The following is a 7,346-nucleotide window of genomic DNA, read 5'->3' on the forward strand; positions in this document are numbered from 1 at the left end:
TCCGCTCCTACGCGGTGACGGGGTCGGGGACCGCTAACCGCGAGGGCGCTGTCGTGATCGCTTTGAGCTTCTGCCACAACGTCTCCGACTCCGGGTGCACCAACTCACCGCGACCGACGACGGACAACCCGATGGTCCACACCGAGAACAGCGCCAGCCCGAGGGTGACGAGGGACGCCAGGTAGGTCCAGACGTAGGAGACATCCGCCTGGTTGAGCGCCGCCCACATCGGCCAGGCGGTGGCGCCGTTGGCGATGCCGTCGGCCATCGGGATGCACGCGATCACCGCGGGCAGCTTCCAGGCCGTGTCGAGGTGCGGACGAACGTGGAAGATCAACGCGCCGGCGACCATAGGCATCACCGGGTTGACGAATCCCCACCACAACGGAAATCCCCAGATGTTGAACGGCTGGTGGCCGTAGTAAAGGTAGGTTCCCGCAAGTATGCCCGGGCTTTCCAGGAAGATGTCGACGAGAAAGTCGGTCGCCCACAGCAGAAGCAGATCGCGCATCGTGACGCCGCGCTTGAACAGCTTGTAGGCGAGGTAGCCCAGCCCGCCGACGTACCAGGGGTAGACGAAACAGATGTAGAGCGGCATCGTGCGGTCCAGGATCGTGAACGTGCCCAACGCATTTCGCTCCTTCAAGAACACCAGGCCGAGCACGTCGACGACCGGCTCGAAGCTGCAGGCCAACGCCCCGCCCAGGATGCAGTACAGCAGCAGCGGCCCCTGCCCCTTGAGTAGCTTGCGCAGCGCCAGAGCCAGCGCGATGCCCAGCGGAATGAAGATAAAGACGTTGAAGATCGTCTCCGCCGTCTTGGGCATCTCCGCATCGACCGGCGGCTGCGGGATCGTCGCCGCCAAAATCGTCGTAATCATCGGCGCCCCCTATTTGTGAGTCGGTTCGCCTCGGCAGGGCTAAGCTAGCATTCGATGAATATACTTTCAAGAGTGAAAAGTGATTCATTCAGTAAGAATCCTGGTGTGACGTCGGAAACCGAGGGCAGGGCGACGACGCGCACCGAACGTCAGCGGTTGCGCACTCGGCGGCTGCTGCTGGACGCCGGCCGGACGCTCATCGCCGCCAAAGGGGTGGCCGGTCTGCGCATCCAGGACATCACCGAAGAAGCCGATGTAGCGTTGGGATCCTTCTACAACTATTTCCAGTCCAAAGAGGAGCTCCTCGAGGCGGTCATCACCGAAAGCCTCTCCGACCTGACGTCGGCGATCATCACCAACGTCGATGACGACACCGACCCGGCCGAGGTCGTGGCAGTGGCAAACCTTCAAGTCATTCAGCTCGCCTACGACGAACCCGACTTCGCGCGCCTGATCGTCAACATCGGTCACTCTGAGGCGCTGTTCGGCGACGCGGTGCACCCGTACGCGCGCATCGCCGTCGAGCGCGGAATCGAAAGTGGGCGCTTTGTCGTCGGCGATATCGAGGTCCTGCTCACCGCGGTGATCGGCGGCGCGTTCGCGCTGATTCGAGAAATCCTTGACGGTCGCCACGGGGCGCACGCCCACGAGGCTTTCGCCCGGCACGTGCTGGCGTCACTCGGGCTGCCGCCGAAGGAGGCCGAAGCAATCGTCCGCGCGGCGGCCGATCGAGGGCAGGCGCAGAGAACCAAGTAGTCATCGCGCTTTCTGATCGCGAATCGCCGTCTGGGCGGCCAACTTTCCCGGAAGCGCGCACACGCCACCGACGGGGTGCGTGCCGGCGCCGCTGAGGTAGAGCCCCTTGACGGGCGTCCGATATCCGGCCAGCCCGGCTGCCGGCTTCAGCGGCCCGAACCTTGAGATCAGCGGGTCGACGTGGTAGACGTTGCCCGCCGGAGCGTTGAACCTTGCCTCGAGGTCGGGCCCACCGAGCACCGCCCGACCGATCTCGAGTCGGTCGAGTCCCTCGTAATACTGTGCAGAATCACGCAATACGGCGTCACCGATCTTGTCGCGCACGTCCTCCCACGGCTCCTCCGGCGTGACAGGGATAACCCCCGACCACAGCCACAAATTGTCGTGACCCTCGGGGGCCTGGGTGGGATCGACTGCGGTCGGGATGATGGCGCAACTCACTGGGACCGGGTCGGGCCACTGGCCGCGAACCAGGGCGTTCCAGCCGGCGTCCTGTTCCTCCAGGGTGTGCCAGGCGACGAGGTACTTGCGCAGGTCCAGACCGTCGCCGCGCCAGTCCTCGTGCTTCTTCATCGTCACGCGGCCCTCGAGGGCGACGTTGATCTTGAGCGACGTAGCATGCGTCTTGCGAATCGGAATGTCCTTGGCCCGCACCGACAGTTTGGTATCCAGCGTGCCCGGCGGCAGCAGTTCGTTGAGCGTCACCACGGGGTTGCAGGTGGTCAGGACGCCGTTGCGGGACCTGACGAGTTGACCGGATTCGAGTAGCACCCCCGTCACACGGTCGTTGGACACGACGAGCTGCTGCACTCGGCTGCCGGTATGTACGGTTCCGCCGAGCGCGGTGAGGCACCGGTGCAGGGCGGCCGGCAGGGCGCCGGTACCGCCGACCGGCATCGCATTCGAAACCTTCTGTACGACACCGAGATAGATCATGGCCCAGGCGGTCACGTCCAGACGCATTTGCGAGAACGCGGCCATGGCCGCCAAAGCGCCCTTGGGTAACTCGGTTTCGAAATTCTCCTCGAGGAACTCGGTGTGCGACGCGGTCGCCATGCTGCGCAGGCTCCACACATCCTTGAGGTGACGGGTGGCGCCCAGCAGCGAGCCCGCCATCTCGCGATTGAACGGCCGCAGCGGATGCGATTTCATGTACGCGACAACCACGTCCATGATGGGAGCCAGCGCGTTGGCCATGTCCAGCCAGGCTCGAGCGTCCTTCGGCGAGAACCGCCTTAACTCGTCGGCGGTGCGACTGGCATCCTTCCAAATGGCCAAGGAGCTTCCGTCCGGAGACAACTGGATGTGCGCGGGGTCCACCGATATCTGCTGCAGCCCGTACTTGTGCAGCTCGAGATCCTCGGCGACGCCGGAAAGCCGAAAGATTCCGGTCAGCTGGATCGCGCCCTCGTTGAAGTAGTGGCCCGGCGCGCTCGACAGGGTGGCGTTGGTGGAGGTCATGCCGCCTACGGTGGGCGATGCCTCCAGGACGGCCACCCGAAATCCCGCGCGGGCCAGGTAACACGCGGCGGTCAGGCCGTTGTGTCCGGCCCCGATGATCACGAAGTCGGCTTCGGTGGGCACGGCGGGGTTCGTCATATCTGCGATCCTGATCGAACTCGATACCAAAATCAAGATTGAGAGATAGATCGAGTGCGATACTGCTGTCGTGACGATGTCAACCGCCCCGATGGGACGTCGCGATCGCCGTAAGGCCGAAGCGCGCCAACGTCTGTTGAACGCCGCCCAGCGCTTGATCGCCGAGAACGGGGTGTCCGACCTTCGAATTGGCGATGTCACCGATCTCGCCGACCTCGGCTTCGGCACCTTTTACACCTATTTCCCGTCGAAGGACGCGCTCATCGAGGCGGTCGTGGCCCAGGTCCTCGCCGGCCTCGCGGGCCGGATCGGAGCGGATGCCCTCGAGTTCACCGACCCTGCGGAGGCCGCATCCGTGTCCTACCGGCGTTTCCTCCGGTTCAGCCGGGACGAGCCCGAACTGGCGCGGGTCCTCGTCGAACTCGATCGCGCCAATTCGACTTTCGAGGACGCGGTGACGCCCTGGGCCATGGAAACCCTGTCACGCGGCCGGAAATCGGGCCGATTCGTTCTCGACGATCTGGACCTGGTCCTTACCTCGGTCGTCGGGGCCGCGCTGGCCGCTATCCGGGCAATCTTGGCCGGCCGGATTCCCCCGGGCCCGAAGACGGAGTCGCGAGGCGCGGAGATGATGTTGCGCGGCTTCGGCCTCGATGCGGCCTCGGCGCGAGAGATCGCCCGCCGACCACTGCCCTAGCTGCGAAGCCGCGACGCTTCGTCGTTGCGAACGATTGTTCTTGACCAAGTGCAGTTGGGCGCTATCGTCGTTGAAGTAAAAAGCAACCCGTTCGTATGATCGTCGTTCATCAAGTAAGTGCGCGTTAACACTGAAGGAAGAAGCGTTGCCGCCATGGTCGAGATCCGAGACTTTCGTGTAGAAATTTCCGACGCCGATATCGCCGACCTGCGCGCACGAATATCGCGGACCCGGTGGCCGGACGCCGAAACCGTATCCGACTGGTCCCAGGGGATCCCGTCGGCATATCTGCGCGAACTGGCGCGCTATTGGGCAGAAGACTACGACATGTACCGGATCGCCAACCGGCTCAACGCGTATCCGCAGTTCCATGCGACCGTCGGTGATCTGGGCATCCACTTCCTGCATGCGTCCTCCCCGCATCCCGAAGCCCGGCCATTGATCTTGACCCATGGTTGGCCAGGCTCGGTGGTCGAGTTTCTCGACGTGATAGGTCCGCTGACCGACCCGGAACGCTTTGGCGGGCACATCGACGACGCGTTTCACGTCGTCATTCCGTCCCTGCCCGGATATGGATTCAGTGACAAGCCATCGGCCCCCGGGGTCGGCATCGAGCGGATCGCGGAGGCGTGGAGCGAACTCATGCTCGGCCTTGGCTACGGCAATTACTATGCGCAGGGCGGTGATTGGGGCGCATTCGTGACCACCGCAATGGCCACCAAGCCCGCAGCCGGGCTGCTCGGCATCCACGTCAACATGGCGTTGGCCTCACCGGAGGCCCTGGCCGGACTGGGGGAGCTGACGCCCGATGAGCAAGCCGTCGGTGGGCTGCCGGCCTACATGGAGCAGGAGGGCGCCTACGCGATGCAACAGGCCACCCGGCCACAGACGCTGGGCTACGGGCTGGCCGACTCGCCGGTCGGTCAGCTCGCCTGGATCACCGAGAAGTTCTACGCCTGGACCGACTGCGAAGGGCACCCGGAAAACGCGGTGCCGCGCGACGTGATCCTGGACAACGTGATGGTGTACTGGTTGACCAATACCGCCGCCTCCTCGGCGCGCTTGTACTGGGAGAGCTTCTCGATGATCAGCTCATTCGACGCGGTTGCCACGCCGTCGGCCTATACCCGGTTCCCCAAGGAAATCGTCAACGTCAGCGAACGGTGGCTTCGCACCAGGTTTACCGGCCTGCGCTACTACAACTCCGTCGACAAAGGTGGTCACTTCGCCGCTTTGGAACAGCCTGAGATCTTCGTCGAAGAGGTCCGCGCCGGCATCCGGGCGCTCTCCTAGATGGCTGTCATGCGGTTGGCGGTGTGGGCCGAGGAAAATGCCGATGAAGGTTGGGGTCATTGTCGACGATCCGGGCACTGTGGTGTTAGAGGCGCACCGCGCGGAAGCGCTCGGTTTCGGCTTTGTCGAGAGATTCGTTGAGCCGAGTGCCGTCCGCCGTCGGGAATCGCTAGCTCCCGCCGCAGCGTCGTTGACCCCGCTGCGGGACCTCTCTATATTGATATTGCTAGGCTCAATAATCGCGACAATAGCGAAGGCAGAACATGCCGACCATAGGCGGAACGGCGTTACTGAACGCAACTCGGGTCGGCGAGCGCGAGGCGATAGTCACCGCTGAGCGGCGCTGGACGTGGCGACAACTCGAGATAGACATCGCCAATGCCGCATCGGCGCTCGAGGCTTTCGGGTTGCGCAAAGGGGACCGGATCGCCGTCCTGTCGTCGAACTCGCCGGAATTCATCATCGCCTCGCACGCCGCGTCGCGCCTCGGCGCGATCGTCGTGCCGGTGAACACCAGGCTGGCCGCGCCCGAGATCGTGCACATCCTTCAGGATTCCGGCAGCACCGTGTTGGCGTTCAGCGCCGGTGAGGCCCAGCTGGCCGAGACGGCGGGTCATGGGGCGGCCACCACGTTACTTTCGCTGGGCCCGTCGAGTCGCCATCCCGATCTGCTGTCCGGCGGCTACGCCGATCCGCTACACGAGGATCGCGCAATCGAGCAGGACGACGCGTTCATTCTCTATACGTCGGGCACCACGGGAAAGCCCAAGGGGGTGCTGCTGGATCACCACCGTGCCGTGTGGGCGGCGATGGCGCAGATCGTTTCGCTGGGCTTGCGTGACGGGGATCGCTATCTGCACTTGGCGCCGATGTATCACTCGGGCGGGATGACATTCATGAACGCGACGACGCTGCTGGGTGGAACGCACATCGTCGTCCCGAAGTTCGATCCGCGAACGGTGCTCGATGCGATCGAACGGCACCGAACCACATGGCTTTTCGGCGTTCCGACCATGTACCAGCAAATCCTTCGCTGCTACGAGGCCAGCGGCCGCGACCTGACATCATGGCGTGTTGGAATCTTCGGCGCCGCGCCGATGCCGCCCGCGGCCGTCGAGCGGCTACTGGCCGCGTTTCCGCGCGTCTCGTTCTTTCAACAGTGCGGCCAGACCGAGGCTGGACCCACGGGCATTTACTCCACGATGGAGCAGGTGCGCTCCCGTCCGCAGTCGAGCGGCCACCTTGCCCAGCCGTTCGTCGAGGCGCGCGTCATCGATGAGCACGGTAACGACACGCCACCGGGTCAGGTTGGCGAACTCGTGTTTCGTGGCGAGGCGATCACCAAGGGCTACTGGAACCAACCGCAAGCGACCCAGGAAGTGATCCGCGACGGCTGGCTGCACACCGGTGACCTGATGCAGGTCTACGAGGACGGCGCCATGCGTCTTGTCGACAGGCTGAAAGACGTCATCATCACCGGCGGGCGCAACGTGTACTCCGCCGAAGTCGAGCAGGCCATCGCCGACCACCCCGATGTGATCGACGTGGCCGTGGTGGGTCGGCCCGACGAGGAATGGGGGGAAACGGTCGTGGCGTTCCTCACCGCTGCTCCCGGGTCTGACCTCACGCCCGCGTCGCTGCGACAGCACTGCAGCCGGCGCATCGCCGACTACAAGATTCCCCGCGAGTTCATTTTCGCGGTCGTCCCGCGCAACGGGGCCGGCAAGGTCCAAAAACACTTGCTGCGCGGCGAATTGAATGTGAGCAGTGTCTGACCCTGGCGAAGCCGGTGTCGCGAACTAGTCGTCCGATCTCTTTCTGTTCCTGGCGGTTCGCCCGCCCGCGGCGGCACGACCGCTGAGATAGACCACGCGCCAAACGATCTCGGTCAGCGCATCGAGTTGACGCTCGACCTCCTCGTCGTCGACGTCCCCGACCAATTGATAGAGCCCGCGTTCGATCATCCAGATCAGCCACGGCGCAGTGCGTGCGGCGTCCAGATGGGGATCGGCAACTCCGGCAGTCTGCGCTTGGCCGATGTATGTGGTCAGCGCCACGACGACTTGGTCGATCAGTTTTTGCTGCTGTTCTCGCACCCGTGGGTCGTAGGCCGCGGTCTCG

The 7,346-nt window shown here is 64.1% G+C and carries 6 protein-coding genes and 1 pseudogene; 4 read left to right on the forward strand and 3 right to left on the reverse strand.

The window, feature by feature from the left end; genetic code table 11:
- Positions 1-7 precede the first annotated feature (7 nt).
- A complete protein-coding gene (locus tag A5712_RS09290) occupies positions 8-880 on the reverse strand; it encodes a hypothetical protein (protein WP_068103793.1) in 873 nt (290 codons plus the stop codon).
- Positions 881-934: 54 nt separating this feature from the next.
- Here A5712_RS09290 and A5712_RS09295 point away from each other — a divergent pair, with 54 nt between their 5' ends.
- The gene (locus A5712_RS09295) at positions 935-1,636 is read left to right on the forward strand and encodes a TetR/AcrR family transcriptional regulator (RefSeq protein WP_082973365.1); all 702 of its coding nucleotides are present in this window, start codon (positions 935-937) and stop codon (positions 1,634-1,636) included.
- On the opposite strand, the gene A5712_RS09300 is transcribed toward A5712_RS09295, so the two are convergent.
- Positions 1,637-3,235, reverse strand: coding sequence for an NAD(P)/FAD-dependent oxidoreductase (locus tag A5712_RS09300; protein WP_068103797.1), 1,599 nt, complete (start codon positions 3,233-3,235; stop codon positions 1,637-1,639).
- Positions 3,236-3,311: 76 nt separating this feature from the next.
- Between A5712_RS09300 and A5712_RS09305 the strand changes: the two genes are divergently transcribed.
- From A5712_RS09305 to A5712_RS09315, 3 genes are all read left to right on the forward strand, one after another.
- Positions 3,312-3,932, forward strand: coding sequence for a TetR/AcrR family transcriptional regulator (locus tag A5712_RS09305; protein WP_231982077.1), 621 nt, complete (start codon positions 3,312-3,314; stop codon positions 3,930-3,932).
- A 153-nt stretch (positions 3,933-4,085) separates the two neighbouring features.
- Positions 4,086-5,225 (forward strand): epoxide hydrolase family protein, encoded by a 1,140-nt coding sequence (locus A5712_RS09310; protein WP_068103801.1) that lies wholly within the window; start codon positions 4,086-4,088, stop codon positions 5,223-5,225.
- 263 nt (positions 5,226-5,488) lie between these two features.
- Positions 5,489-7,000, forward strand: coding sequence for a class I adenylate-forming enzyme family protein (locus tag A5712_RS09315; RefSeq protein ID WP_068103802.1), 1,512 nt, complete (start codon positions 5,489-5,491; stop codon positions 6,998-7,000).
- 24 nt (positions 7,001-7,024) lie between these two features.
- Here A5712_RS09315 and A5712_RS09320 read toward each other — a convergent pair.
- Positions 7,025-7,346: pseudogene (locus A5712_RS09320) on the reverse strand (hypothetical protein); the annotation flags it as partial.

This window comes from Mycobacterium sp. E2327, from assembly GCF_001672675.1.
Classification (GTDB): Bacteria; Actinomycetota; Actinomycetes; order Mycobacteriales; family Mycobacteriaceae; genus Mycobacterium.